This is a genomic window from Maritimimonas sp. 2210JD6-3 (genome assembly GCF_056591795.1).
In genome coordinates, this window is record NZ_JBWQOJ010000043.1 from 1 (window position 1) to 26,398 (window position 26,398).

At 32.6% G+C, this 26,398-nt stretch carries 30 protein-coding genes; 21 read left to right on the top strand and 9 right to left on the bottom strand.

What is annotated here, in order from left to right; translation table 11 throughout:
* Positions 1-211: 211 nt before the first annotated feature.
* From AC1EUY_RS14050 to AC1EUY_RS14075, 6 genes are all read left to right on the top strand, one after another.
* Positions 212-421 carry a hypothetical protein gene (locus tag AC1EUY_RS14050; RefSeq protein WP_480196181.1) on the top strand — a complete coding sequence of 70 codons (210 nt, stop codon included), beginning with the start codon at positions 212-214 and terminating at the stop codon, positions 419-421.
* Between the two features lie 353 nt (positions 422-774).
* Positions 775-960: a hypothetical protein gene (locus AC1EUY_RS14055; protein ID WP_480196182.1), complete on the top strand. Its 186-nt coding sequence runs from the start codon at positions 775-777 to the stop codon at positions 958-960.
* 6 nt (positions 961-966) lie between these two features.
* On the top strand, positions 967-1,146 hold the full coding sequence (locus AC1EUY_RS14060) for a hypothetical protein (protein ID WP_480196183.1): 180 nt from the start codon (positions 967-969) through the stop codon (positions 1,144-1,146).
* Between the two features lie 376 nt (positions 1,147-1,522).
* A complete protein-coding gene (locus AC1EUY_RS14065; protein WP_480196184.1) occupies positions 1,523-2,098 on the top strand; it encodes a hypothetical protein in 576 nt (191 codons plus the stop codon).
* 76 nt (positions 2,099-2,174) lie between these two features.
* A complete protein-coding gene (locus tag AC1EUY_RS14070; RefSeq protein WP_480196185.1) occupies positions 2,175-2,690 on the top strand; it encodes a TlpA family protein disulfide reductase in 516 nt (171 codons plus the stop codon).
* A gap of 98 nt (positions 2,691-2,788) precedes the next feature.
* Positions 2,789-3,688 carry an ATP-binding cassette domain-containing protein gene (locus tag AC1EUY_RS14075; RefSeq protein ID WP_480196186.1) on the top strand — a complete coding sequence of 300 codons (900 nt, stop codon included), beginning with the start codon at positions 2,789-2,791 and terminating at the stop codon, positions 3,686-3,688.
* Positions 3,689-3,807: 119 nt separating this feature from the next.
* On the opposite strand, the gene AC1EUY_RS14080 is transcribed toward AC1EUY_RS14075, so the two are convergent.
* Genes AC1EUY_RS14080 through AC1EUY_RS14090 form a run of 3 tightly spaced genes read right to left on the bottom strand, consistent with a single transcriptional unit; the run spans position 3,808 to position 6,570 of the window.
* Positions 3,808-4,389, bottom strand: a complete 582-nt coding sequence (locus tag AC1EUY_RS14080) for a DUF4136 domain-containing protein (RefSeq protein WP_480196187.1) — start codon at positions 4,387-4,389, stop codon at positions 3,808-3,810.
* 12 nt (positions 4,390-4,401) lie between these two features.
* Entirely contained in the window at positions 4,402-6,399 is a 1,998-nt protein-coding gene (locus AC1EUY_RS14085; protein ID WP_480196188.1) for a urocanate hydratase, read from the bottom strand.
* 3 nt (positions 6,400-6,402) lie between these two features.
* The gene (locus AC1EUY_RS14090; RefSeq protein ID WP_480196209.1) at positions 6,403-6,570 is read right to left on the bottom strand and encodes a C1orf53 family protein; all 168 of its coding nucleotides are present in this window, start codon (positions 6,568-6,570) and stop codon (positions 6,403-6,405) included.
* A 141-nt stretch (positions 6,571-6,711) separates the two neighbouring features.
* Between AC1EUY_RS14090 and AC1EUY_RS14095 the strand changes: the two genes are divergently transcribed.
* Together AC1EUY_RS14095 and AC1EUY_RS14100 are read left to right on the top strand one after the other, a co-directional pair.
* Positions 6,712-7,611 carry a 1-aminocyclopropane-1-carboxylate deaminase/D-cysteine desulfhydrase gene (locus AC1EUY_RS14095; RefSeq protein WP_480196210.1) on the top strand — a complete coding sequence of 300 codons (900 nt, stop codon included), beginning with the start codon at positions 6,712-6,714 and terminating at the stop codon, positions 7,609-7,611.
* 1 nt (position 7,612) lies between these two features.
* On the top strand, positions 7,613-8,467 hold the full coding sequence (locus AC1EUY_RS14100; RefSeq protein ID WP_480196189.1) for a glucosaminidase domain-containing protein: 855 nt from the start codon (positions 7,613-7,615) through the stop codon (positions 8,465-8,467).
* On the opposite strand, the gene lipB is transcribed toward AC1EUY_RS14100, so the two are convergent.
* From lipB to AC1EUY_RS14115, 3 genes are read right to left on the bottom strand one after another with little or no spacing between them, the layout of a single operon-like run.
* Positions 8,443-9,183, bottom strand: a complete 741-nt coding sequence (gene lipB / locus AC1EUY_RS14105; RefSeq protein WP_480196190.1) for a lipoyl(octanoyl) transferase LipB — start codon at positions 9,181-9,183, stop codon at positions 8,443-8,445. The two genes, AC1EUY_RS14100 and lipB, sit on opposite strands and share 25 nt — an antisense overlap.
* Positions 9,183-9,947: a hypothetical protein gene (locus tag AC1EUY_RS14110; RefSeq protein ID WP_480196191.1), complete on the bottom strand. Its 765-nt coding sequence runs from the start codon at positions 9,945-9,947 to the stop codon at positions 9,183-9,185. Before AC1EUY_RS14110 ends, lipB begins: the two co-directional genes overlap by 1 nt.
* A 5-nt stretch (positions 9,948-9,952) precedes the next feature.
* Positions 9,953-10,111: a YqaE/Pmp3 family membrane protein gene (locus tag AC1EUY_RS14115; protein ID WP_480196192.1), complete on the bottom strand. Its 159-nt coding sequence runs from the start codon at positions 10,109-10,111 to the stop codon at positions 9,953-9,955.
* Between the two features lie 114 nt (positions 10,112-10,225).
* Here AC1EUY_RS14115 and AC1EUY_RS14120 point away from each other — a divergent pair, with 114 nt between their 5' ends.
* The 4 genes from AC1EUY_RS14120 to AC1EUY_RS14135 all read left to right on the top strand — a co-directional run bounded on the left by AC1EUY_RS14120 (position 10,226) and on the right by AC1EUY_RS14135 (position 15,555).
* On the top strand, positions 10,226-11,290 hold the full coding sequence (locus AC1EUY_RS14120) for a response regulator transcription factor (RefSeq protein WP_480196193.1): 1,065 nt from the start codon (positions 10,226-10,228) through the stop codon (positions 11,288-11,290).
* A 96-nt stretch (positions 11,291-11,386) separates the two neighbouring features.
* Positions 11,387-12,280, top strand: a complete 894-nt coding sequence (locus tag AC1EUY_RS14125) for a tetratricopeptide repeat protein (protein WP_480196194.1) — start codon at positions 11,387-11,389, stop codon at positions 12,278-12,280.
* Positions 12,281-12,319: 39 nt separating this feature from the next.
* A complete protein-coding gene (gene lysS, locus AC1EUY_RS14130) occupies positions 12,320-14,020 on the top strand; it encodes a lysine--tRNA ligase (RefSeq protein ID WP_480196195.1) in 1,701 nt (566 codons plus the stop codon).
* Positions 14,021-14,124: 104 nt separating this feature from the next.
* Positions 14,125-15,555, top strand: a complete 1,431-nt coding sequence (locus AC1EUY_RS14135) for an SLC13 family permease (protein ID WP_480196196.1) — start codon at positions 14,125-14,127, stop codon at positions 15,553-15,555.
* A gap of 14 nt (positions 15,556-15,569) precedes the next feature.
* Here AC1EUY_RS14135 and AC1EUY_RS14140 read toward each other — a convergent pair whose 3' ends face one another.
* Positions 15,570-16,538: a YitT family protein gene (locus tag AC1EUY_RS14140; protein WP_480196197.1), complete on the bottom strand. Its 969-nt coding sequence runs from the start codon at positions 16,536-16,538 to the stop codon at positions 15,570-15,572.
* 101 nt (positions 16,539-16,639) lie between these two features.
* Between AC1EUY_RS14140 and AC1EUY_RS14145 the strand changes: the two genes are divergently transcribed.
* Positions 16,640-17,062: a secondary thiamine-phosphate synthase enzyme YjbQ gene (locus tag AC1EUY_RS14145; protein WP_480196198.1), complete on the top strand. Its 423-nt coding sequence runs from the start codon at positions 16,640-16,642 to the stop codon at positions 17,060-17,062.
* A 109-nt stretch (positions 17,063-17,171) separates the two neighbouring features.
* On the opposite strand, the gene AC1EUY_RS14150 is transcribed toward AC1EUY_RS14145, so the two are convergent.
* Entirely contained in the window at positions 17,172-17,420 is a 249-nt protein-coding gene (locus tag AC1EUY_RS14150; RefSeq protein WP_480196199.1) for a VOC family protein, read from the bottom strand.
* A 14-nt stretch (positions 17,421-17,434) separates the two neighbouring features.
* A complete protein-coding gene (locus tag AC1EUY_RS14155; protein ID WP_480196200.1) occupies positions 17,435-17,905 on the bottom strand; it encodes a hypothetical protein in 471 nt (156 codons plus the stop codon).
* Positions 17,906-18,249: 344 nt separating this feature from the next.
* Between AC1EUY_RS14155 and tpx the strand changes: the two genes are divergently transcribed.
* The 8 genes from tpx (at position 18,250) to lpxK (ending at position 26,366) form a co-directional block, all read left to right on the top strand.
* Positions 18,250-18,756 carry a thiol peroxidase gene (gene tpx, locus AC1EUY_RS14160; protein WP_480196201.1) on the top strand — a complete coding sequence of 169 codons (507 nt, stop codon included), beginning with the start codon at positions 18,250-18,252 and terminating at the stop codon, positions 18,754-18,756.
* Between the two features lie 10 nt (positions 18,757-18,766).
* Entirely contained in the window at positions 18,767-19,150 is a 384-nt protein-coding gene (locus AC1EUY_RS14165; protein ID WP_480196202.1) for a VOC family protein, read from the top strand.
* A gap of 10 nt (positions 19,151-19,160) precedes the next feature.
* The gene (locus AC1EUY_RS14170) at positions 19,161-19,532 is read left to right on the top strand and encodes a diacylglycerol kinase family protein (protein WP_480196203.1); all 372 of its coding nucleotides are present in this window, start codon (positions 19,161-19,163) and stop codon (positions 19,530-19,532) included.
* A gap of 65 nt (positions 19,533-19,597) precedes the next feature.
* The gene (locus tag AC1EUY_RS14175; protein WP_480196204.1) at positions 19,598-21,970 is read left to right on the top strand and encodes a DNA translocase FtsK; all 2,373 of its coding nucleotides are present in this window, start codon (positions 19,598-19,600) and stop codon (positions 21,968-21,970) included.
* A gap of 10 nt (positions 21,971-21,980) precedes the next feature.
* Positions 21,981-22,628 carry an outer membrane lipoprotein periplasmic chaperone LolA1 gene (gene lolA1, locus AC1EUY_RS14180; protein ID WP_480196205.1) on the top strand — a complete coding sequence of 216 codons (648 nt, stop codon included), beginning with the start codon at positions 21,981-21,983 and terminating at the stop codon, positions 22,626-22,628.
* 82 nt (positions 22,629-22,710) lie between these two features.
* Entirely contained in the window at positions 22,711-24,141 is a 1,431-nt protein-coding gene (locus tag AC1EUY_RS14185) for an LptF/LptG family permease (protein WP_480196206.1), read from the top strand.
* Positions 24,142-24,152: 11 nt separating this feature from the next.
* Positions 24,153-25,298: a 3,4-dihydroxy-2-butanone-4-phosphate synthase gene (gene ribB, locus AC1EUY_RS14190; RefSeq protein WP_480196207.1), complete on the top strand. Its 1,146-nt coding sequence runs from the start codon at positions 24,153-24,155 to the stop codon at positions 25,296-25,298.
* A 21-nt stretch (positions 25,299-25,319) separates the two neighbouring features.
* A complete protein-coding gene (lpxK, locus tag AC1EUY_RS14195) occupies positions 25,320-26,366 on the top strand; it encodes a tetraacyldisaccharide 4'-kinase (RefSeq protein WP_480196208.1) in 1,047 nt (348 codons plus the stop codon).
* Positions 26,367-26,398: the final 32 nt, after the last annotated feature.

The window sequence follows — 26,398 nt, forward strand, 5'->3', positions numbered from 1 at the left end:
AATTAATGGTTTTCTATTGCACAATACCCAGAAACCATGAATTTTTAAATTCACCATTTTCATGGATGCCGAAAAAGTTCTAATTTAGAACTTGTAGTTTTGGTAATTTTAAGATTTTATTTAGAAGTTTAATCTTATATAAACGTCGTGATGCTATGGGCGACAGATTAAAGAAATCTAGCATTTTATTAAATTTAAAATCTTAATTTTTATGAAAACATTAGAATTAAATCAAATGGAAAATGTTGAAGGAGGGAGCTGTGCCTCAGCTATAGCCTTTGGAATAATTGGAACCGTAATCGTCTCAGCGGCCATAGCAGCGGCCCCTGTTATATCTGGTTGGACTCTCGGAGCTATAGTTAACATTGCTGGAGGCATTACAGCTGCTTGTGGTACTGAAATTTTAAACGCAAAAGTATAATTACATTAATCCTACTTGTTTTATAAAATAGGTAGGATTTATAAACACTAATATTATTTATTAATGAAAAAAAAAATTAATATTCTTATTCTAGTTAATTTACTCCTTATTTTAATCCTAACTTTTTATATTTATCTAAAAGATAAGGATTTTTCTGATTATATTTATACTTATTTAATAGCATTTACCCCTTTTGTTTTTATGATATTAAAATATAAGAAGTTGACTAATGACTTGTAGTTTTGATAATTTTAAGATTTTATTTAGAAGTTTAATCTTATATAAACGTCGTAATACTATGGGCGACAAATTAAAGAAATCTAGCATTTTATTAAATTTAAAACCTTAATTTTATGAAAACATTAGAATTAAATCAAATGGAGAAAATTAAAGGTAATAGTTGGCTTTCAGGTTTTGCTTGTGCTATTTTTATAGGCTCAATGTTTACTATAGCTGGTGTTGCCGCTATTGCTGCACCTGCGGGAGCCGCTGCTTGTGGTGCAGCTGTTGGTTATGAATTAGGAACTGGTAAAATGTAATTAATTATGAAATCATTAGAAAACAATTACTTGGAATTAATTAATGGAGGTGGTCCAATTGAAACAATTGATGGGGCATGTGTTGCTGTAACTTCCATGGGGGTTTTAAGATTTGGAATACCAGGGTTGAATTATGCGGCTGCATTTTGTGTCGGTTGGAGTATTGGTCACGCTCTTTTTGATTAGTTGATTTTATTTTTATCACTTCATTTTTATGAAAATCATTAAATCTAATTTAATCATAACACTGCTAATTGGTTTAATATCTTGTTACCTTATTTATAGACTTATTATAAATGATAGGTTACAAGGGATTTATGACTATTTATTATTGATGATTTCTCTACTTCTAGGTATGCTTAAGTTTAAAAAAAGTAGAAATTCAGAGTAGTTTTAATTAACAGTAATTTTTAATAAGAGATATTGGTTTCATTAAACCTACCATAAAACCAATATCTCTTATTTAAAATTCCCTTAATGTAATGTCAAAGACAAAGAATTATTTAAAAAAAATGCATGTCTATATGTTATTGTGTTGATATTGTTTATAATAGCAACTACTTTGTCTAAATTTTATTTAAAAACTAATGAATTGGTTCTTAACTATTATTCTGAAGTTTTAAGTAAGGAACAAATGGTTGATATTATGAATACTCAGAGGAAGTGGAATAATATAGACTTAATAGTATTTCCGATTTTTATTTTATTCAGGGTGTCTTTAGTTTCTTTTGCTTTAAAAATTGGTAATTTTTTCTATAATATGGAGGAAAATTTGTCTTTCAAGAGTTTTTTTAGAATAGCATTAGTTGGAGAATTTATACTAGTTCTATCTTTGTATTTTAAGTTTGGTTATTTCTATTTTATAAAGACAGATTATACCTTACAAGATTTACAGCAATATTATCCACTAAGCTATGCCAATTTTTTAGATTTAGAAAGAATTGAACCTTGGTTACATTACCCATTACAAACTATAAATTTATTTGAAATAGCTTATTTTTTTGTATTAGTGTATGGTATGCATAAATTACTCAAAAACACCTATGCTAAAGATTTAGAAATTACTGCTGTTAGTTATGGTTCTGGGTTATTAATCTGGGTAGGTTTGGTAATGTTTTTAACGCTTAATTACACTTAATGCATTCCTTTGAAAACAGGGGCTGATAAGATATAATTTAAAATTAGAATGGTTTCCATTTCTATAGAAAATATATATGAAGAAAAAAATAAAACTTTTAGTTGGTGTCTTATTGATGTTTGTTGTAATTTTTTTAGGTTTTTCTATAGGTAAGAAATTAAGCCATAAAAAAGAAGTAGCTAATCGTATTCAAACAATACCTAATTTTTCTTTTAAAACCTTACAAGGTAATAATTACACCCATGAAGATATTTTTAAGAATCGACAAAAGCTTTTTGTTTATTTTAATACCGAGTGCGATTTTTGTCATGCAGAAGCCAAGCAGCTATCAGAAAATCTAGAAAAATTAAAAGATGTTCAAATACTATTTGTTTCTTATCAAGAATCTCAAATAATTAAAGAGTTTGCAAGGCAATACAACTTAATTAATAAAAATAATATTGTTTTTCTTGAAGATAAAAAAATGCAATTTTCAGAGTTATTTGATACTAAAACAATTCCGTATATGCTATTGTATTCTAGCAATAATCAGCTTATAGAAAAATTTAAAGGAGTCACTAAAATAGAAAATATACTTAAATATGTAGATTAATATGTTAATCTAGTGATATCACCCTTAGAATTGTCAAGGGCATATTTTAGGTTGATCATTTACTAATATATTCCTGCTAAAAAGCAGGAATTATAATTATGAATAAAAAACTACTCAATAAATCATTAGTATTACAGCACGATCAATCAGATTGTGGTGTAGCTTGTTTACTTTCACTCATTCAGTATTATAATGGTTCTAGCTCTCTTGAAAAATTAAGAGAATTAAGTGGTACAACAAAACAAGGGACAACACTGTTAGGTTTGTATCAAGCAGCAAATAAACTTGGTTTTACAACAAGTGGTAACAAAGCAGATGTTCAAGCGTTAATAGATATTAATATTAAAATAAATAAAGGAGAGTTTATTGCGTTAGTTGGAGAAAGTGGTAGCGGTAAAAGTACTTTTGGTCAAATTATTCAGCAATTTTATGCTTTTGAAAAAGGAGAGATATTAGTTAATGAAAAGCATAGTATTAATACAATTGATATCGAAAACTGGAGAGATACTGTGGGTGTAATACCGCAAGAGATAGATATATTTAGCGGAAATGTTTTAGACAATATATTATTAGGTAAAGAAGATAAACCTGAAAATGTTATTGATTTTTGTCAAGAATATGGTTTTGAAAAATTTATAGCAGACTTTCCACAAAGTTATGCCACGATTTTGGGAGAAGAGGGAGTAAATTTATCAGGTGGTCAAAAGCAAATTATAGCACTAGCGAGAGTATTGTATAAAAAGCCACAATTGTTAATTTTAGATGAGGCTACATCTGCTATGGATAGAAATACTGAACGATTTACAATGGAGTTATTACAACAGTTGAAAAAGGAGATCGCTGTATTATTTATATCCCATCGTTTATATAGTCTAAAAGATATTGCTGACAGAATTTATGTATTAGAGCGAGGAGTTATTTCTAACGAAGGAAATCATACTTGTTTATTAGAAAGTCCTAATTTTTATAGTGATTTTTGGAAAGAAATAACAAATTAAAATAAAACCCCAAAATAAGTATTTGTTATTTTGGGGTTTTAAATAAAACAGAAAATATAAATTGCGCTTAGTCGATCTGAACTTGCAAAAGGCAAATCTTAACAGATAATTTGACTATTTTAGTTTGTAGCGCCTGGAGGATATTCGGCCATAATTTCTGTAACAAATTCATTGATACGAGCTTCTTTCTTTTCTACATTCTTAGCAGATCGTAAATAACCTGTGCCCATACCTTGCCATGCTAGTTCTTTTTTATCAGTATCAATAATATCTATATATAAGGTACCTTCTGTACTAGTGCTTACTGCGGGTTGATTGTTAAATGCACCCCAGCCCCACGGACCCCAAGCACCCCAACCGAAACGACCCCAGCCCCAAGGTCCCCAAGCCCCCCAGGCACCAAAGTTGTTATTATATACTTTTACTTTGTTACGAGATTTGGTAAAAATATTAACCAATACATCTGGGTTTTCAGATTTTGTCAATCCTTTTGCAGTCAATTCAGTTTCTATAGCTTTTAAAATTCGCTTTTTATCAAGATCTGAAATCTCAGCTTTATCAATTCCTTTTTTATAGAACGCAAAGGTCTTGTAGCTATTAAAATCGGTTTTCTGATCGTAGTCAGATGCCACTTTTACAGAAACGCATGATGTCATTCCTAAAAAGAGCACAAGTACTGGAAGTAATTTTATATATCTCATTTTCAATTAAGGTTAAAATAAATTATTCAATACAGTATCATCAACTAAGTTCGGAAGTGTCACTTTTAATTTAGGTTCAACTTCCATGGCGCGCTTAATAGCAAAAATTGCTTCTTTATTGCGTGCCCAACTTCTTCGTGAAATACCGTTGTTAACGTCCCAAAACAACATCGTTTTCAGACGTTTCGTTGCTTCTTTACTACCATCAAGAACCATGCCGAATCCACCATTCATTACTTCACCCCAGCCTACACCACCGCCATTATGAATGGAGACCCAAGTAGCACCTCTAAAGCTATCACCAATTACATTATGAATAGCCATATCTGCAGTAAATTGGGAGCCATCATAAATATTGGATGTTTCCCTAAACGGAGAATCAGTTCCAGATACGTCATGATGATCGCGTCCTAGCACTATGGGGCCTATTTCACCATTGGCAATAGCATTATTAAAAGCCTCGGCAATTTTCATACGCCCTTCAGCATCGGCATATAAAATACGCGCTTGTGAACCTACGACCAATTTATTCTCTTGTGCGCCTTTTATCCATTGAATATTATCAGCCATTTGCTGTTGAATCTCAACGGGTGAATGTTTCATGATTTCTTCTAAAACTTTACAAGCAATAGCATCTGTCTTTGCTAAGTCTTCCGCTTTTGCAGAGGCGCAGACCCACCGAAAGGGGCCGAAGCCATAATCAAAACACATAGGCCCCATAATATCTTGTACATAACTTGAGTATTTAAAATCTATACCATTTTCTGCCATAATATCGGCCCCTGCACGTGAAGCTTCTAATAAAAAGGCATTACCATAATCAAAGAAATACGTTCCTTTGGCTGTATGCTTATTGATGGCTGAAGCATGGCGGCGTAAGGTTTCTTGTACTTTTTCTTTAAATAATGTTGGATTTTCAGCCATCATGGTATTCGCTTCTTCAAAAGAAATATCAACAGGATAGTAACCACCTGCCCATGGGTTATGCAAAGAAGTTTGGTCAGAACCCAGATCGATATAAATGTTTTCGGTATCAAATGTTTCCCAAACATCAACAATATTACCAGCGTAGGCAATAGAAACGATTTCTTTGTTTTCTTTAGCTTTTTTTACTCGTTCTACCAGTTCATCTAAATCTGAAATTACTTCATCAACCCATTCTTGTGAGTAGCGTGTTTGAACAGCTTTTTCATTTACCTCAGCACAAACGGTGATGCATCCAGCGATACTTCCGGCTTTCGGTTGCGCACCACTCATACCTCCAAGGCCAGCGGTAACAAATAGTTTTCCGGCTAGACCTTCGCCATGCTTTGTTATCTTCCTACCCGCATTTAATACGGTTATAGTAGTACCGTGCACAATGCCTTGCGGGCCAATGTACATATAACTACCAGCTGTCATTTGTCCGTATTGTGTAACGCCTAAGGCATTAAATTTTTCCCAATCATCGGGTTTTGAATAATTAGGTATCATCATACCGTTGGTAACTACAACTCTTGGTGCCTCTTTATGTGATGGAAATAAGCCCATAGGATGCCCGGAATACATAACTAAAGTCTGTTCATCATTCATCTGAGCTAAATATTGCATCGTTAGTAAATACTGTGCCCAGTTTTGAAAAACGGCTCCATTACCACCATAGGTAATCAATTCATGCTGATGTTGCGCTACGGCAGCATCTAGATTATTTTGAATCATATGCATGATTGCTTTTGCCTGCAAAGAGATCCCTGGATATTGATTAATAGGTCGGGCAAATATTTTATAATCTGGGCGAAAGCGATACATATAAATTCGACCGTATTCGTCGAGTTCTTTTAAAAACTCTTTCGCGAGAACTGTATGATGTCTTTTATCAAAATAACGTAAGGCATTTTTAAGCGCTAATTGTTTTTCTTCAGTTGATAAAATTTCTTTACGTTTCGGTGCATGGTTAATGGTCGAATCATAAGGTTTCGGTGTTGGCAATTCACTTGGAATACCCTGTAAAATGTGTTCCTGAAAGGTCATGAACTATTTTTTAGTTGTGTTGGTCTTGTTATCGTATCCGTAAGGGCAATGTCTGCAACCACTTTTACAGCAATAGCCTCTTTTTAAATGGTATTTTTCAGTAAATACTTTATAACCTTGCTCAGAATAATAAAAATCATCAGGTTCGAGCTCAGGTGATTTATGATACATCATTGTATAGCATTAAGGTTGTAAATTTACGGAATACGATTGGTAAGAAAAAGGATTTGATTTTGGGAGTTTGATCAAAAATTTTTGAAAAGCAAACGAAATTCTCTTGAGAATTATTCGATATCTTCGCTGCGTCTTTTTATGCAAAGTAAAAATCAAGAAATACAGTTACCTATTTTTAAAGATATTAATCTCACAATAAAACGAGAAGACTTATTGCACCCAATCATTTCAGGGAATAAATTCCGAAAACTAAAATACAATCTTAAAGAAGCTAAAAAACAAGGGCATGATTTATTACTAACCTTTGGTGGCGCTTTTTCGAATCATATTGCTGCGGTTGCAGGAGCTGGTAAAGAATGTAATTTTAGAACTATTGGTGTGATTCGAGGTGAAGAGTTACAAAACAAGATTTCTGAAAATCCTACACTACACTATGCGCAATCTGTTGGTATGCGTCTTGAATTTGTGAGTAGAGAAACCTATAAGAAGAAAGAAGACGCTCGTTTTATAGATACATTAAAACAAAATTTTGGTGATTTTTATCTTTTGCCCGAAGGCGGTACAAATGCGTTAGCCATTAAAGGTTGTGAAGAAATACTCAGCCAAGAGGATGCGAAATTTGACTATATCTGTTGCCCAATAGGTACTGCTGGCACTATTGTTGGACTCATCAATTCGGCAAAATCTCATCAAACGATACTAGGGTTTCCAGCGTTGAAAGGAGATTTTTTAAAAGATGATATAGAGAGTTTAACTCCTAATAAAAAAAATTGGTTAGTAATGAGCAACTATCATTTTGGGGGCTATGGTAAAATAAATGAGGATTTAATTACGTTTATCAATAAGTTTAAGCGAGAAACTAATGTTCCTTTAGACCCTATTTATACAGGTAAAATGCTATTCGGAATGGTAGATTTAGCGACTAAAGGATATTTTAAAAAAGGTGGTAAAGTGTTGGTTATACATACTGGTGGTTTACAAGGTATTGAAGGAATGAATTATAAATTAAAAAAGCAAAATAGTACGCTACTAGAATAATATGAAACGGATTTTTTTTGCTATTTCAATAACAAGTGTCTTATTGTTAGTAGGTTGTGGAACGAAACGACCTACCACTATTTCAAAAACTTCTCAATCAAAAACAGTAGTTAGTGAACCTGTTGAAAAGACGCCACCTAAAGAGATACCCGTAGTCAAAGTACCCAAAGCCGATGCTATTGTTGAGGCTCTTAAACGTAAGAATCCTCGACTTAATGAAAGTATTTTAGCATATATTACAGAATATAATGACATTGCAATTGCTGAAATGCTAAACTATGACATTCCGGCAAGTATTACCATAGCGCAGGGTATTTTAGAATCGAATAGTGGACGCGGAAGATTGGCGGTAAAAGCAAATAATCATTTTGGCATCAAGTGTCATAAAAGCTGGAAAGGAAGGCGTATTTATCATGATGATGATGCACGCCAGGAATGTTTTAGAAACTATGATCACCCATTAACTTCTTTTAGAGACCACTCATTGTTTTTATATGAACGTAAACGCTATGCAGCGTTATTTAAACTACGATTTAAAGATTATAAGGGATGGGCGAGAGGTTTAAAAAAAGCAGGCTACGCTACTGATCCAAAATATCCTAAGAAATTAATAGCATTGATAGAGCGCTATGAATTGTATCGATTTGATGATTTTAAAGATAAATACGCAGGAGGCGTTACTAAAATTAGTAAAAAGAAAGCACCAAAAGATACTAGGTATATAACCGTTAAAAAGGGAGATACTTTCTATTCTATTGCAAAACGATACAGTATGACAGTAGATCGATTAAAATGGTTAAACGGAATTAAAACAAATACCCTAGGTATAGGTCAGAAGTTAGTAGTAGAAATGTGAAAAGTGGCATCTTGCTTCTGTTGTACAAATTCTGCTTCAAAAATTTCAGCAAAATAATTTACTATTTTTTGCTTTACCTCAGTTATATCAACTTTTCTATTGAGTTCAGCTTCCATAGAAGTAACAGCTTTTCCTTTAATTCCGCAGGGTATAATGTGATCGAAATATCCCAGATTAGTATTTGCATTCAGTGCAAAACCATGCATGGTCACCCATCGACTACTACGTACGCCCATAGCACATATTTTTCTGGCAAAAGGAGTGTCAATATCTAACCAAACTCCAGTTTCTCCTTTACTTCTGTAGCCTTTAATACCGTAATCTGCTAAAACTTTAATAATAACTTCCTCAAGAGACCGCATGTACCTATGAATATCATTAAAAAAGTTATCGAGATCTAAAATGGGATAGCCTACTATCTGCCCAAACCCATGGTAAGTAATATCACCACCACGATTTATTTTGTAGAATTGAATTCCTTTATGTGTCAGCTGTTCTTCACTTAGCAGAAGGTTGTTAAAATCACCACTTTTACCTAACGTATATACATGAGGATGTTCTACAAATAAAAAGTGATTAGGTGTTTCAAGCGTTAAATTCTCATTACGATTTCTTCGTTTTATCTGAATTATAGCATCAAACAATTCCTCCTGAAAATCCCAAGTTTCTTTATAATCTTTAGTTCCTAAATCTTGTATCTGTATAGTTGTATTCATTAGTGTAACTTCACCTCAAAATTGAGTAAAAACGGATTTTTTAGAATAGTATCCATAGGCATTTCTATCGTAAGCGATTTTCCATTTGGGCTTATTTTACCTTCTTTTATTGAGACACGTTTAATTTTATCTTCAAAGTGATAAATGACTTTATAAGTAGCTTCATCAAACATGTCACTTCCCTGAGAAAGCATCTGTTGCTGTTCATCAATCTGTTCTTTTGTAAGTCCTTTTTTGTATGTAACGGTACGTTTAAATACCTTATTATTGAATGAGTATTCTACATCTGTAGTTGCGTCGAACATATCATTCATCTTATTTTTACTTTTCTTTTTATCGCTTAATGCTTGAGCCTTTTGCACTTTTTCATTGATATTTTTCAGATCACTAATATTTTTAAAATCGAACAAAAAATCCATATTCATTTGTTGTTTTTCTTCATCCATTTGAATATGCATTGTTAAATCTTCTAGACTCTTCATAATAGTTTGCTCGTCTTCAGATAAATTAGAAATACTATCTTTAAATTGTTCTAAAATGTCTTTAAACGCAATGATGGTATCTTGTTTTTTAAATTCTTTGGTTTTTTGTATCGAATCATTTTCCTCACCTAAGTCACCCATGGCTTCCATCATTTGGCTCATGTCCATTTTAAAGGCATAGCTTCCACTACCATCTTTGTTAAAGTAGATTTCTTCCGTAAAGGCACAACTTGTAAGTGTAATAACACTAATTGCGAATAAAAACAGACTTTTGATTTTCATCTAGTTTATCTTTCTGGGTTGTTTAAGATGATTAAAGCTGCTAACACACCAGGTATCCATCCTAATAAGGTCAAAATAAATACAATTAGTATTGAACCGCAACCTTTATCGATAACGGCTAGCGGTGGACAAATAATGGATAATAATACTCTAAAACATCCCATATTTTATGTGTTACAAAGATATATGAATTAACTATAGTATTCGTAGTCTAATTTTGAGAAACGTTACAAAGCTTTTTTTACTACTTAAAAATATTTTTTGCTAGCTTCGTACTAATGAAATTCAAAATTATCTTAGCCATAGTTATTATGCTTTTTACTGTTGTTACAGTATGCGCTCAATACTCATTTTCAGGTTATATAAATGAAACAGATACAAACACTACAGCATATCTTTCTGTGGTGGATGACTACAGGAAAATTTCAGGGGTCTATGAAGAGCAAATTATTGCTAAGGTTGTGATTGATTCTAATTATTTTCAATTTAAAGGAAATAACCTTGACTTAAAAAATCGAATTTATAGAATTCATATTGATAATTGTAATGATAATTTAACAGACCATCATTTTAATGGAAAGTGCCCAACAAGCAAAGAGGTTATTTTTATTGCAAATAATAAGGATACCATTGTATTTCCTACATCATTTAAAGAACAAGTCTTTTGTAGTATAGAGTCTAATAACACTGCGTCAAATGCGCTTTTTAGAATTGATTCTTTAAAAGAACAAATGCGTTATGATTACGGTAGCTATAGAAGTGAAGCGAATAGAAGGTTAAATAATAAAAAGTGGTTTTCTACATTACAAGATTTTGGAGAGCAATTAGATGAACCCTTAGCAGAATTATATAGCTATCAATTTTTATCGAATAGAAGTGGTGATTTTTATGAGTATTATTTAAATGACGTTAAAACGAATACCTATTATGACGCATTATTAGATCGCTTACATAATAAATACCCGAACTCTTCTTATAGTGAAAAATATGGTAGTGAATTAGCTTCAGATAAATTTATGGGTTCAAATAAAGAAGAGACTTTAACCGAAGAGCCCCTTTTCCCAAAATGGACTTATTTCTTATTAGGTCTTTCTATTTTACTAAATATCCTGTTGTTTTTTAGACTAAAAAAAGCAAAGAGAAAAAAATATCAAGATTTAAATGAGCAACTTACTGCGCAAGAAAAAAAAGTACTAGATCTAATTTTACAGAATAAAACCAATAAAGAAATTGCTCAAGAAATTTTTATAAGTGTAAGTACTGTAAAAACCCACATTAATAATCTCTATAAGAAACTAAATGTAGATTCTAGAGAGCAAGTTAAGTTGTTGTACAACAGATAGTTTTTAAAAACCCACCAGGGTTCTAGTCCCTATTTCCACCTTGTATTTTTATCATTTAGCGATGTGTTTTTTGATTTTAGCTTCAAAAAATATATCATGCGAAGCATATTCATTTTATTCATTGTATGTACTTGGTCGTGTTCAAGTCAATCTCAAAATTTAAACAAAGAAATAACTAAAAATGGCAAAAAACCCTATTTACTGGGTGAGGTAAATAAAGACGGATTTATGTCAAAGAATTATAAAGAATGGTTTTTAAGTGGTCATGAAGAATACAAGCCAAATCTAGCATTAGTCACTGAGATTTCTAAACAGCTAAAAGAGTATAGCATTTTGGTATTTATGGGCACTTGGTGTGGTGATAGTCGTAGAGAAATACCGCGATTTTACAAGGTGCTAGAAGCAGCTAAGTTTCCGATGAGCCAACTTAAAGTTATCGCTGTAAGTAGTGCACCCGATATGTATAAACAAAGTCCAAATCGTGAAGAAAAAGGCTTAAACATTCATCGTGTACCTACGTTTATTTTTTATAAAAAAGGTAAAGAAGTGAATAGAATTGTGGAACATCCTGTCACAACCTTCGAAGATGATATTGTAAAAATATTGAATGATAGCTATGAATCGAATTATAGCGTCGTAGATGCTGTTAATGAGATTATTGATGCTCCCGATTTTTATGAGAAAGCGTTGGCGCAACTCGAAACATATAAAACTAAGACGAAAAATACATATGCTTTAAATACATATTCAAGAATCTTAACATCAACAAATAGACAAGATAAGGCTATAGATGTATTGCGATTAAATACAATGCTCTTTCCTAACGATGCAAAGGCTTATATGAGTTTGGCAAATCTGTATTTAAAACTAAATAATAAAAAGAAGGCATTGACGCATTATGAAGAAGCACTAAAAATTAATCCTACAAATGCGCAACTCAAAGCAAGAATAGACCAAATAAAAAGTGAGCTTTTGAGTGCTAATAATTAATAAGAAATAGTGTAATTTTGCTGTCTTAAAAATTACACGATGCAATTATCAGAACAAGAGATTGTAAGACGCGAAAAACTTACGAAGTTACGAGAGTTAGGTATTAATCCGTATCCAGCAGATTTATTTCCTGTGAAAGATATGTCTTTGGCGATTAAAGAACATTTCACGGATGGTAAGAAAGTGACGATTGCTGGACGTTTAATGAGCCGCCGTATTCAAGGAAAAGCGTCATTCGCAGAATTGCAAGATGCAGATGGACGCATACAAGTGTATTTTAATAGAGATGAAATTTGTACTGGTGAAGATAAAACCAAGTATAACGAGGTATATAAAAAATTACTAGATATTGGTGATTTTATAGGTGTTGAGGGAGAGCTGTTTAAAACACAGGTTGGCGAAATTACGGTAATGGTTAAAGATTTTACATTATTATCAAAGGCGCTAAAACCATTACCATTACCAAAAACTGATAGTGAAGGAAATACATTTGATGAGTTTAACGATCCTGAGCTTCGGTATCGTCAGCGTTATGCTGATTTAGTGGTCAATCCACATGTAAAAGATGTTTTTGTTAAGCGTACAAAATTGTTCAATGCGATGCGTCAGTTTTTTAATGATGCAGGTTATTTTGAAGTAGAGACGCCAATTTTACAACCTATTCCTGGTGGTGCAGCGGCACGCCCGTTTATTACACATCATAATAGTCTAGACATTCCTTTATACATGCGTATAGCGAATGAACTATACCTAAAAAGGTTAATTGTAGGAGGTTTTGATGGTGTGTATGAATTCTCAAAGAACTTTAGAAATGAAGGAATGGATAGAACCCACAATCCAGAATTTACAGCTATGGAAATCTACGTAGCTTATAAAGATTATAATTGGATGATGGAATTCGTTGAAAAATTATTAGAATATTGTGCGATTGCTGTAAACGGAACTACAAAAGCGACTTTTGGAGCGCATGAAATAGATTTTAAAGCACCTTATGCACGTGTCACCATGACCGATGCAATTAAGCATTTTACTGAATTTGATATTACAGGAAAATCTGAAGATGAGTTAAGAGCTGCTGCAAAAGGCATGGGAATTGACGTAGATTATACCATGGGTAAAGGCAAGCTCATCGATGAGATTTTTGGCGAAAAATGTGAGGGTAATTATATACAGCCAACCTATATAACAGACTATCCAAAAGAAATGTCTCCATTGTGTAAAGAACATCGCGATAATCCTGAATTAACAGAGCGTTTTGAATTGATGGTATGTGGTAAGGAAATTGCCAATGCCTATTCTGAATTAAATGATCCGATAGACCAACGCGAACGTTTCGAAGCACAGTTAAAATTAGCTGAAAAAGGAGATGATGAGGCAACAGAATTTATCGATTATGACTTTTTACGTGCTTTAGAATATGGTATGCCGCCTACTTCAGGATTAGGTATAGGTATGGATCGACTTGTTATGTTCTTAACAAATAATCAGTCCATACAAGAGGTGTTGTTTTTTCCACAAATGCGACCAGAGAAAAAAACATCTTCAGTTGCGTTAAATGATGATGAAAAAGCAGTATTTGCCTTGCTTCAAAAGGAAGAGAAGATTGACTTGAATACATTAAAGATACAATCAGGTTTAAGTAATAAAAAATGGGATAAAACCATTAAAGGGCTAACTAAAAACAATCTGGCAAAGGTCAACAAAACCGAAGAAGGTTTGTTTGTTGAGGTTATTGATTAAGGTCGTCAAGAGAAGTTAAGGTTGAAGTTTTCTGAAGGAAAACATTAGAAAAAAGAATCAAAAAACTTGATTCTTTTTTTATTTGAAATAATTTATATTCGTTTATGCCAAACTCGAAAAAGATAGGTCTTCTTCTTGGACCACTACTTTTTTTAATAGCCATTAACTTGCCTTTTGAAATGGTGTCTCAAAATGGCGACGCTGTCATTGGTGTAGCCCTATGGATGGTTACCTGGTGGATCACAGAAGCAGTGTCTATTTCAGTAACTGCATTGTTGCCTTTAATTCTTTTTCCTCTTTTAAAAGTAATGCCCATTGCCGAGGTGGGTGCGAATTATGGTAGTCCCATTATCTTTTTATTCTTTGGTGGTTTTGTGTTAGCATTAGCATTAGAAAAGGTGAATTTACATAGACGCATTGCGCTCAATATTATAAAACTAACGGGTACAACTCCTAATAAAGTAGTATTAGGTTTTATGATTGCAACGGGTTTGTTAAGTATGTGGATCAGTAATACAGCAAGTACTGTAGTCATGTTGCCTATTGCCTTATCGGTAATAAAATTATTAATAGATGATGAAGATGGTTTCACCAAAGATGATCAAAATTTTGCATTAGCAGTGATGTTAGGTATTGCCTTTTCAGCGAATGCTGGAGGTATTGCTACTGTTATTGGTACACCACCAAACTCTGTATTGATTGGCTTATTAGAAAATGAATATAATATTGAAATATCTTTTTTAAAATGGATGACCATCGGTTTGCCATTTTCTACCCTTATGATAGGTGTCGTGTATGTGGTTTTGGTAAAATGGATGTATCCAAACAAAAACTTACAGTTTAAAGCTTCAAGAGCAATTATTGATGACGAATTAAAAAAACTAGGAAGTATTACCGCAAAAGAAAAAATGGTGTTGTTAATTTTTGCAATTACTGTTTTTCTCTGGATTTTTAGAACAGCTATCAATGCTGTTTTTCCTGAGTTAAAACTGTCAGATACGATTATAAGTATGGTGGCGGCGGTTGCTATTTTTGCAATACCTTTTAACTTAAAAAGAGGAGAGTTTATTTTGCAATGGAAAGACACCGAAAAATTGGCTTGGGGCATTTTAATATTATTTGGTGGTGGTTTAGCGCTGGCAAAAGGAATGTCGTCAAGCGGTATCGTTGATCTTGTCTCAAATGCCATTGCGACGAGTAACATAAGTGTTTTGTTAACAGCTTCATTGCTTATTGTATTAATGTTATTCATGACAGAGCTGATGAGTAATGTGGCACTAGTGGCCGTTTTGGCTCCAGTAGTTGCGGGTATTGCGATTGGGCTAGACATACCTATTATTTATTTATTGATTCCGGTTACCATTGCGAGTAGTTGCGCTTTTATGTTGCCCATGGCAACACCGCCCAATGCGATCGTCTTTGCTAGTGGTTATATAAAAGTGCATCAAATGGCTAGAGCAGGCATAGTATTAAATCTTATAGCAGTAGGACTACTTATCTTAATGTTTCAGTTTGTGATTCCTTTATTTTTTTGAAATAGTATTTTTTTTCATCCAAAAACCCGCTTTTTTATCATACCACCTTTCGTATCTTTAATACTTTGCATAAAGAGAAAAGCATTAGCGTCTATTTTATCTATTTCGGTTTTTAAACGAGCAATTTCTAATCTTGTAACGATGGTATATAATATGTCAATATCATGACGCTCTTCATCGCTTTTACCATAGCCACCTTTACCTTTATAGATAGTTACACCCCGCCCTAAATTTTCGGTAATCATCAATCGTAATTTTTCATTTTCTTTCGAAATAATTGTAATTCCAGTATACTCTTCAACACCTTCGATAACAAAATCTACAGTTCTTGAAGCGGCAAAATAGGTGAGCATGGCGTAGAGTGCCACCTCAATAGATAATACGTACGCACCTACTAAAAAGATAATAATATTAAAAACGAAAATAATATCACCAATAGTAAGTCCAGTTTTTTTACTCAAGTAGATAGCTAATACCTCAGTGCCATCAATTACAGCACCGCCTCGAATCGCCAAGCCAATACCTGCCCCTAAAAAGAAACCACCAAAAACAGCAATTAATAATTTATCTGAAGTAATAATGGGGTAGGGTACTAGATGTAAAATGATAGCTAAGCCTAAAATAGCCAAGATACTTTTTAGAGCAAAACGACGACCAATATTAAAATATCCTAAAATTATGAATGGTAAATTGACTACAACAACTAATAATGAAAGTGATACTGTAGTAGTTTCAGAAATCAAAAGTGAAATACCCATTGCACCGCCATCAATAAAATTATTCGGCAATAAGAATCCTTTTAAGCCAAACCCTGCGGAGAATATACTTAACATAATAAAGAAAATATCATGTGCTTTATGCCAGATGTTTACGCGCAACAATTTTGCTTCTTTTACTAGCTCTCTATTACTACTAATATCTCTTTCCTTTTTAAACTTACGTTTTGCTAAAGCAATACTTATTTTTTGGAATAATGATTTCATAAAAGACTCTTTTGATGATTGTTTTTGTTTATTTCAGAATGTTACTAAGTTACCTGATTTAAAACAGAAATTTATATATTGTTTCTATAAAATTATAGATCATGAAAATGTATCAGAAAGAGTTTAGACTACCTTATTTTACCAGAGGGTATCATTTAATAACTGATTTGGTATTAGAACCGCTTCCTGAATTGAGTAAAATACACCAAGGTGTGTTGCAAGTTTTTATTAAACATACTTCTGCGAGCTTAACAATAAATGAAAATGCCGATACAACCGTACGTCAAGATTTTGAGAGCCATCTAAATATTATGGTACCCGAAAATGCATTGTATTACAAACATACTTTTGAGGGCTCTGATGATATGCCTGCTCACATTAAAGCATCTTTAATGGGGTCGTCTGTGCAAATTCCTATAACAGAAGGAAAGCTAAACCTTGGAATCTGGCAAGGTATTTACCTCTGTGAACATAGAAATCATGCAGATACTAGAAAACTGGTGGTAACTGCTTTTGGAGTTTAAATATCTTCAACTATAAAAATGGCATTGTTATTCAGATCATAAAATCCAAATTCATGTGTTTTCCAATCAGTATTCAAACGTAACTTATCTCTCGAAACAGTGCCCCTTTTCACAAATTCTTCGAAAAAAGGTTGAATATTTTTACAAATATTTTTATGACCGAACCTCCAAGTAACAGATCACCTTCTGTATTTGCATGCCATTGTAAATGCACAAATAAATGATTGCGTTTAAGCACTGCATACATTGTGTCTTTAGAAATTAACTGGAAGCCAACCTTTGCTTGATACCAGTTAACATCACGATCGATATCTTCAGAAGGCAGTACAGGAGTAATCCCGAGAAGTATAGAGGCCATAAAAAAGAATATCACTAATTATATACTAATGCAGCTACCTCTGTATAATCTTCTTCCTTTTCTTTCTTGAAAAAATCTGACTTATAATGTTGTCTTAAAATGTCACAGAAACTGCTTCGCAGCTGCGGAAATTCAAGTAACATGTCTTTAAAGTTTGAAGCCGAAGTTTTTTCCATAAAATATTCAACGACTTTCGCAGAAGCTATGGTAAGCCTTTTATTAAACCTTGTGCCATCACCAAACTTAGCATCAAAATTAATAATCTGATTACTAATATTTTTTATGGCTTGCTTAACTCCATATTTTTTAATATGAATATATGCTAATCGTAAATGGGCTTCGTGCGTGAAATAGGTATGCGGAAGCGTACAGCTTTCGAATTTCTCTTCAAACTCATCATTGGTTAGAAGATGATGTTTTTCAGTCATAGTTGGTGGGTTTACTACCGAAACAAGTTCAGTAAATTTTACTTTTACTTTTTTCAATAGCTAGACGAATTTAAACGAAATTATTGTAATTGCAAATAATTTAACAAATTCGCAGTATTCAAAACTGTTTATAAAATTGTTTTAACTGTGAATTACTTAATAAAGTTTAAGCGCTAAAAAGTCTGTTAAAGTCTTGCGAATACTACAAAAATTGAGAGAACATTATTTCTCTAATCATTTAATTAGTTAATAATTAACATGTTAAAAAAAAGTTTGTTGCAGTAAAATGAATTGTGTGTAGTGAGTGGGAAATGTCGGCTATTTTTAGCTGCCTTTTTTGATTAAAGAAGATTTGTATTAGTTAAAAGTCGTATTTTAGTCTATAATTAAAAACAAGATAAATGGCTACAATAACATTAAAAGGTATAACAATTCATACATCTGGAAATTTACCAGAAATCGGGTCGCAGGCTCCAAATTTTTCACTAACAAAAACTGATCTTTCTAAATCATCTTTAAACGATTATAAAGGTTCTAAAGTTGTACTTAATATTTTTCCGAGTGTAGATACGGGTACTTGTGCAGCATCTGTTAGACAATTTAATAAAGAAGCAGCTGAGCTAGAAAATACAAAAATACTGTGTATTTCAAGAGATTTACCTTTTGCACAAGCACGTTTCTGTGGTGCAGAGGGTATCGAAAATGTAGAAAATCTATCTGATTATGCTACAGGATCTTTTGGTAAAGATTACGGATTAGAAATTACAGACGGTCCTTTACAAAATTTGCATGCTAGATGCGTAGTTGTATTAGATGAACAAGGAAAAGTATTATATACAGAGCAAGTTCCAGAAATCGTTGATGAACCTAATTATAAAGCAGCTTTAGAAGCTTTGTTAGACGAATAATAGTTTGTAAGTGAATTTAAACCAAGTAACAATCCCTTCGCTTGATCTAACAAAGTCTATTCCCTTTTATGAAAAATTAGGGCTTAAACTTATTGTAAAAACTTTACCGTATTATGCCAGATTTGAATGCTCAGAAGGTAGTAAAGCGACTTTTTCAATCCATCAAGTTGATGAGTTGCCTAAAGGAGATGGTATCTATGTGTATTTTGAATGTAATGACCTAGATGATCATGTAAATACTCTAGTAGAAAACGGGTTGAAATTTGATGAAATGCCTAATGCTAAAAGTTGGTTATGGAGAGAGGCGCGTTTAAAAGATAGAGATGGTAATCAAATCATTTTATATTATGCAGGCGAAAATAGGTTAAATCCACCTTGGAGGATTCCAAAATAAGTTATTACTATTGAAAAATAAGAATGATAATTTTCTGGTTAGCAGATTTAAAAGTGTGAAATATGCACTAACGGGTATTTGGTTGTTAGTCACTACTGAACCCAGTGTTATGATTCAGTTTGTAATAACCATTCTTATAACTATTGTAGGTTTTATTGTTGGATTGTCATCAGTAGAGTGGATACTACAATTATTAGCCATAGGTTTAGTATTGGTAGCAGAATCAGCGAATACAGCTATAGAGAAATTGGCAGATTTTGTACATAAAGAGTATCATAAAGATATTGGTTTTATTAAGGATGTAGCGGCTGGGGCACCAGCATTTGCAGCCATTATTGCTGTAATTATTGGCTGCATAATTTACGTACCTAAGTTTTGGTAGTATGATTGTAAAAGTGTTCATGAACTCTTATATTTTTGTGTATTTTTGCGAGATAAGTATCGTAGATGGCAAAGAAGAAAAAAGCTACTAAGCAAAAAAAAACTAATAAACTCGTACGCTTTTTTAAAAATAAGCAAACACACCTCATTTTTGGGGTGTTTTTAATGTTGTTCAGTGTTTTTTTATTGGTGTCATTTATTTCATTTTTTAAGAACTGGCAAGCAGACCAGAGTCAATTAGCTCAATTCTCTAAAAGAGCCGTAGATGCTAAAAATCTTCTGGGTAAAATAGGTGCTCAAATAAGTCATTTTAGTATTTACAAAGGAGTTGGTGTAGCTGCGTTTCTATTACCCATCATGCTCTTTTTTACGGGTATGGTTTCTGCGTTTAACCTAAAACTAAAGTTACTTAGAAGTGTTTGGTTTTGGGGAATTTTGTTTTCTGTTTGGTTTGCTATTGCTTTTGGTTTTTTCTTTCCTGAGAAACCGCTGTTGGGAGGTGTTTTTGGTTTTGAAATTAATGATTTTTTAAAGGATTTTATTGGAAGAGCTGGAGTGTTTTTAATATTACTATTTAGTTTATTAGCTTATATAATTTTTAAATTTAAATTAACACCAGATTTAGTTAAAGAAAAAATACCAAAGGCAAAACTTTCTGTAAAGAACAAAAAAAATACGGTTGTAGAGGATGTTACTGAACAAGGGTATATAACAGAAACGATCTCAGAAAAGCCTGCTTCGGAAATCGAATTTGAAGTAAAAGAAGAACTTATTAAAAAAACTGAAAAAGTTAAAAGCCCAGCATTAGAATTTGAAAATGTAAAGACTGAACCTAAAGAAGAAGCTAAGCATGACGAGGTTAAAGTAGAAGTAGAACAAACCTTTGAAGAAGATAAATTAATTGAGAACCTTTCTAATAAGCTAGTCGAAGATTTTGGAGAATTCGATCCTACCTTAGAACTTTCAGAATATAAGTTTCCTACATTAGAGTTGTTAAAAGATTATGGTAATGAAAATATTACCATTAATCAAGAAGAACTTGAAGCTAACAAAGATAGAATTGTAGAAACGCTTAGTAATTACAAAATTGGTATTAGTAGTATAAAAGCTACCATTGGTCCTACGGTAACATTGTACGAAATTGTACCTGATGCGGGAGTACGAATTTCTAAGATTAAGAATTTAGAAGATGATATTGCCTTATCATTATCGGCTTTAGGTATTCGTATCATTGCTCCAATTCCTGGAAAAGGAACGATAGGTATCGAAGTACCGAATAAGAATGCAACCATCGTTTCAATGAAATCAGTGTTATCAACACAGAAATTTCAAAATGCAAAAATGGAATTACCATTAGCACTAGGAAAAACGATTTCAAATGAAACTTTTGTTATTGACCTTGCCAAAATGCCACACCTTCTAATGGCTGGAGCAACAGGTCAAGGTAAATCGGTGGGGCTAAATGCTGTTTTAACCTCGTTGTTATATAAAAAACATCCTGCCGAAGTAAAGTTTGTATTAGTTGATCCTAAAAAGGTAGAATTAACATTGTTCAATAAGATAGAACGTCATTACCTAGCAAAATTACCAGATACCGAAGAAGCCATAATCACAGATACGACGAAAGTAGTATATACACTGAATTCATTATGTATTGAAATGGATAATCGCTATGATTTACTTAAAGAGGCGTATGTACGAAATATTAAAGAGTATAACGCTAAGTTTAAAGCTAGAAAGTTAAATCCAGAAAACGGACATAAATTTCTACCCTATATAGTACTGGTTATTGATGAATTTGCAGATCTTATTATGACTGCTGGTAAAGAAGTTGAAACTCCAATTGCTAGGTTAGCACAATTGGCAAGAGCCGTAGGTATTCATCTAATTGTAGCAACACAGCGACCATCTGTGAATGTGATAACAGGTATTATTAAGGCAAACTTCCCAACACGAGTAGCCTTTAGGGTAACTTCTAAAATAGATTCTCGAACAATTTTAGATGCGCAAGGAGCAGATCAACTTATCGGAAAAGGAGACATGCTTATCTCTACGGGTAATGATTTAACACGTTTACAATGTGCTTTTGTAGATACACCAGAAGTAGATAAAATAACTGATTTTATTGGTTCTCAAAGAGCGTACCCAAGTGCACACTTATTACCCGAATATCTTGGAGAAGAAAGTGGCACAGGTCTTGATATAGATATCGCAGATAGAGATGCGCTCTTCGCAGACGCAGCACATGTCATTGTAAATGCTCAGCAAGGATCAGCCTCTTTATTACAACGAAAACTAAAATTAGGATACAATAGAGCAGGGCGTATTATCGATCAATTAGAAGCTGCAGGAATTGTAGGACCTTTTGAAGGGAGTAAAGCCAGACAGGTATTGATAAGTGATGTGTTAGCACTCGAAGAATTATTAAAAAATGAATAAACCAATTAAAATGAAAAGATTTTTTACCATAGTAATTTTATTGATTTCAACCACAATTTCTTTTGCGCAAGGAGCTGATAAAGCTCAAAAATTATTAGACGAAGTGTCGGCTAAAATGAATGCATATAAAAATATATATGTTGAATTTAAGTATGTGTTAGACAATACAAAAGAAGGTGTACATCAAGAAACGAGAGGAAATGCTACTATGAAAGGTGATTTGTATAATGTAAATTTTTTAGGTACAAATCAGTTATTTGATGGTAAGAAAATTTATACAATTATTCCTGAAGATGAAGAGGTGAATGTTTCTGAAGTTGATACTGAAGAAGATGATACATTAACCCCTTCAAAATTCTTTTCCTTTTATAAAAACGGATTTAGATACAATTGGGCACATTTAGATAACATAAACGGTAGAAAAATACAATATGTAAAGTTGAATCCTATTGATTCTAATTCGGCAATCGCAAGTGTGCTATTAGGAATAGATGTAAATACAAAACATATTTATAACCTTATAGAAACGGGTAAAAACACGACGGTAACCACATTAACGGTGACAAAGTTTCAACCAGATCAAAAGTTATCAAGTAATCTGTTCACTTTTGATGAAGCTAAATATAAAAGTAAAGGTTACCTTATCAATAAATTATAGACGATATTTTTTACAAATAATTAAGTATCCTATCAATAATAGGATACTTTTTTTATGTAGTTTTGACAAGATATTCTATCACTTGAAGATTTTAAATAAATACATATTAAAGAGTTTTCTTATACCCTTTTTAGCAACCTTTTTTATCATTCTTTTTGTAATGGTAATGCAGGTGTTATGGTTACAATTCGATAAAATTGCGGGTAAGGGTATTGATATCTTCATCATTCTTAAGTTTTTAGTATATATAGGCCAGATGCAGATCCCTATGGCATTACCTGTGGCTATTTTATTATCGTCTATTATGGCATTAGGAAATCTGTCTGAGAATTATGAATTTGCTGCTGTAAAATCGGCTGGTATCTCACTGCAAAGATTTATTAGACCCTTGGTAATTATGATGATAGTACTTAGCGGATTAAACTTTTTGTTTTTAAATTATGCGTTTCCTCGAGCTGCGTTTAAGTTCAAAAACTTATTACTTGATATGCAAAAAACAAAGCCAGCATTAGCTTTTGTGCCTGGTACTTTTAATACAGAATTACCAGGGTACAGTATCAAGTTTAAAGAAAAGTATGGTGAAGATAATGATTTGTTAAAAGATGTTCATATTTATTATGATCTCGATAAAGGCAGTTTTAATAATAAAGTTATAAAAGCAGAGAAAGGTCAAATTACTAGTGATGTGGGTAGTAAATACATGACCTTGATATTACAGAATGGATATCATTATGAAGAGATTATTCCTAAGAAGAATACATATAAAAAAACAAAGAGTATGCCTGCTACCAAAACATACTTTAAAGAGTATGTGGTAAACATAGACATTTCTAAATTAAGTAATATTGATGCCGCTAACTATAAAGAAGATCGAGAGATGCTTAGTTTAAAACAGTTAAGCTATTATACAGATTCTTTAAAAGTACCTTATGACGAATTTATATCAAATAAAGCAGAGAATTTTTATTTACGGGGTGGGGTCAAGAAAATGTTTAACGACTCGCTAACTGTTAAAGATATAGATAAAGACATACTCAAAAATTTCGATTCTATAGGTAAACTTTCTGTGTTAGACAATGCGTTGAATAATGTAGATAGAACGATTAATGATATAGAATCGTTCTCTAAAACATTTAAGAATAAGCAAAAATTCTTGAATGTTTATAATACAGAATACCATAGACGATTAGCATTTTCAATTGCGTGTTTAGTGTTGTTTTTTATAGGTGCTCCTTTAGGATCTATCATAAGAAAAGGAGGTTTTGGCCTCCCTATGATTTTAGCAATTATTATCTTTGTTATCTATTTCTTTATTTCAACACTTGGTAGAAATATGGCATGGTCGAGTACGTTAACAGCTCCGTTTGGAGCTTGGTTGGCAACCATTGTTTTACTGCCATTTGGCTTATTGCTTACACGTAGAGCTACTCAAGATAAAGGAATATTCAATATAGATGCATTTTTGCAACCTATTACAAATTTTTTCAAACGATTTAATAAATCGAAAAGATAAAATCATTTAAAATGATAACCACAGAAAAAAGTACTCTACAACTCAATACTATTAAAGAAGCTATTGCTGATATTAAAAAAGGCAAATTAGTGATTGTTGTAGATGACGAAGATAGAGAAAATGAAGGCGATTTTATCGCTGCAGCTGAGGCTGTAACGCCAGAAATGATCAATTTCATGTCGATGCATGGCAGAGGATTGATTTGTGCTCCGCTAACCGAAGATAGGTGTAAAGAGTTAGATCTTACCATGATGGTACAAAATAATACGGTATTGCATCATACGCAGTTTACCGTATCTGTCGATTTGATAGGACAGGGTTGTACAACAGGTATCTCTACACACGATAGAGCAAAAACTATAAAAGCTTTAGTTGATGACACTACAAAACCATTTGATTTAGGTCGGCCAGGTCATATATTTCCGTTAAAGGCTATGAATGGAGGGGTTTTAAGAAGAACAGGTCATACGGAGGCTGCTATTGATTTAGCGCGTTTAGCAGGTTTTAAACCTGCGGGAATCTTGGTAGAAATATTGAATGAAGATGGTAGTATGGCACGCTTACCACAATTGGTTGAAGTCGCCAAAAAATTTGATTTAAAGATTATTTCTATTGAAGATTTGGTAGCCTATCGTATGCAGCACGATTCTTTAATTCAAAAAGTTGAAGATTTTAATTTACAAACACGTTTTGGTGAATTTCGCTTAAGAGCGTATCAACAAACTACGAATAACCAAGTGCATATTGCACTAACAAAAGGAGATTGGGAAGAAAGTGAACCTGTATTAGTACGCGTTAATTCAACCTTAATAAATAACGACATTATTCGCTTACTAACATCTAAACCCGATGATAGTTTTAGTCAGACTTTTAAATTGATTAACGAAGAAGGTAAGGGTGCTGTAGTATTTATTAATCAAGAAAATCAATCTTTTAATTTAGCAAACCGCCTAGGATTAATTAAAGATTTACAACAAGAGACGAAAACCGAGGTTCCGAGGATTAAACTCGATGAGAAAGATTTTGGTATTGGAGCACAAATACTACATGACATTCATATAAATAAGCTCAGAATCATTTCGAATAGTGCGAATATTAAAAAGCGTGTCGGTATTATTGGTTACGGACTCGAAATAGTAGATCACGTTGGCTATTAATCTATTTACTACCTTCGTTTAGTGAGTTTGTTACGCAAAATATTATATCCTTTTTCAGTTTTGTACGGGGAAGTTATTGCTGCCCGCAATAAAATGTATGATACAGGAGTCTTAAAATCTACAAAATTTGATATTCCAGTGATTATCGTGGGTAATTTAAGTGTAGGAGGCACAGGAAAGTCACCTCAAATAGAATACCTCATTCGATTACTTAAAGACAATTATAAAGTTGCTGTGTTAAGTAGAGGATATAAGAGAACATCTAAAGGATTTGTTATTGCGAATGAGAATGCATCCGCACAAAGTATTGGTGATGAGCCGATGCAGTTTTATACGAAGTTTAAAGATGAAGTTATTATAGCAGTTGATGCTGATCGCGTAAATGGGATTAAGCACTTGCAAGAACAATTTGACCTAGATGTTATTTTATTAGATGATGCATATCAGCATAGAAAAGTAGAAGCTGGATTTAATATTTTGTTAACGTCTTATGACAACTTATATGTAGATGATACCATGTTGCCTACGGGCGATTTGCGTGAAAAAGTTAAAGGAGCAAATAGGGCACAGGTTATCATAGTTACAAAATGCCCAGAATCATTTTCTGAAGAAAAACAGTTTGAGATTACTAAAAAACTAAATGTTGAAATGCAGCAAACGGTATTCTTTACTAAAATAGCATATAGTGATAAGGTAAAAGGTGTAAAAGATAGTATCTTGGTTAATGAGTTGAAAAATTATGAGATTCTATTGGTTACTGGAATTGCTAAAACGAATCCATTAATTGCATATTTAAAATCACAAAATGTTTATTTTCAATATTTAAAATTCAAAGATCACTATAATTTTACGTCTGGAGATTATAGTAAAATTGAAAAGCAATTTTCTGAATTAAATTCAGATAAAAAAATTATCTTAACTACTGAAAAAGATTATGTACGTGCTTTTTCAGATAAAAATGAAGTTTACTACTTGCCTATAAAAACTAAATTTTTAGAACATGGTGATGATTTTGATTCTTTGGTAGAAAAATATATACATACGATCCATAAAAAAACGCCTCATTGAGGCGTTTTTTTTACTAAATTTATTTTTTTAAT